This is a genomic window from Pseudoalteromonas ulvae UL12 (assembly GCF_014925405.1).
Lineage (GTDB): Bacteria > Pseudomonadota > Gammaproteobacteria > Enterobacterales > Alteromonadaceae > Pseudoalteromonas > Pseudoalteromonas ulvae.
Window position 1 is genome coordinate 1 of sequence record NZ_AQHJ01000011.1, and the last position, 1,909, is coordinate 1,909.

Genomic DNA, 1,909 nt, shown 5'->3' on the forward strand with positions numbered 1-1,909 from the left:
TTCGCGAGTCAAACACCGGATGCAATAGCGTTGGTGTGTGGTGATGAAGTGTTGACCTATGCACAACTGAATGCCCGTGCCAATCAATTAGCTCATAAACTAATTGAGCAAGGAAGCACTATAGGCTCAAAAGTGGCCATTCTACTTGAGCGAAGTGTTGACATGGTTGTTACTGCAGCAGCTGTTATGAAATCAGGTGCTGCATATATCCCGCTTGACCCTAGCTTACCGTCAGATCGCATTGACTATATGCTAGAAGATGCAAAACCTAGCTGCATTGTGAGCGAGTCATCGCTTTTGAGCGAAAGTAAACACTCAATTAAGCACGTTTGGCTATTAAGCGAGATGGCTTTCGATGACTATTCGCTCGAAAACCCTACCAAAGCACAAGTTAGTGTCGCCGCATCAGACTTGATTTATTACATCTATACATCCGGTTCTACTGGTCGACCAAAAGGGGTGATGATTAACCATTGTTCAGTGCATAATTTTTTGCAAGCAATGCAAGATAAATTGAAGTTGAGCGCTGATGATAATGTACTGGCTCTTACTACTTTTTCATTCGACATTGCGGTTTTAGAGTTGTATTTACCATGGCTTACTGGTGCCACAAGTCATATTGCGACCAAAAGTGATGCAAGTGATCCATCTCGTCTGGCAGACATAATTGATTCAAGTGTTATTACGATAGCTCAGGCTACACCTACAACGTGGAATATGCTGCTTGACAACCAGTGGAGCGGGAATAGCAATCTGACCATTGTCTGCGGTGGTGAAGCGCTTTCGCCGTCAACCGCCAAAAGGCTAATGCAACTTGGCGGTTCAATTTGGAACATGTATGGGCCGACGGAAACCACTGTTTGGTCAACGGCTACCCAATTATCTGTACAAGACACAGAGCTACCGAGCTTACCGATAGGCTTTCCTATTAATAATACTCAACTTTATTTGTTGGATTCGCAACTGCAACTTGTGCCATTTGGTGCTATTGGTGAATTGTATATTGGTGGAGACGGGCTAGCTGATGGTTATTATCGGCAAAAAAACCTAACCGAAGATAGATTTGTTGAGTTGCACTCGTTGGGAGCGGAATCAACACGTGTATATAAAACAGGTGATCTTGCACGATATGGTTTAGATGGACGATTGCAATATCTTGGGCGCAATGATTTTCAAATTAAACTGCGTGGTCATCGTATTGAACTAGAAGAAATAGAACAGGCGATCAACAGTTTAGATCATGTACACGCAAGTGTGGTTACCGCCCGCACAGATAAGCGTGGTGAGCAATATTTGGCTGCTTATATTATTACGGATAGTGAACTTAATGTAACTAATGTACATAAAGCACTTGAGTCATTATTGCCTACGTACATGTTACCGCGTTCAATTACAGTGTTAGATTGTTTTCCATTAACGCCGAATAAGAAAGTTGATAGAAACGCACTTCCTGAACCACAGCATTCAGATCTGGCTGTAGCATCGTTTGAAGCGCCGAAAGGTGCTATTGAGCAACAGTTAGCGAGCCTTTGGGGAACTCTATTAGATCTAGAAAAAATAAGTCGTCATGACAACTTTTTCATGATTGGAGGCCACTCCCTACTTGCAGCCAAACTTGTTGTACAAATTAACGCTAAACTCGATTGTGAGTTGCAAGTTAAAGATCTTTTCGAGCACTCAACCATTAAGTCACTCGCTGAAAAACTAGCCTACATTATGCTTGAAACGCATAGCAAAGTAATCAGAATAGCGGATCGTGAAGAAATGTTGCTAGTACAGTCCTACGCCCAGCAACGTATTTGGTTTGTCAATGAATTTGGTGGCGGAAGTGATGCGTATAACATGGTCTCGGCGTACGAAGTCGTAGGGCAATTTGATGTTACTAGAGCCGAGCGCGCCTTGAATGAAA

General features: G+C 42.8%; 1 protein-coding gene. It reads left to right on the plus strand.

Features of this window, described 5'->3' with window-relative positions; genetic code table 11:
• The coding region (locus tag PULV_RS00065; RefSeq protein ID WP_193330565.1) for a non-ribosomal peptide synthetase at nucleotides 1-1,909 on the plus strand (1,909 nt) is incomplete at both ends.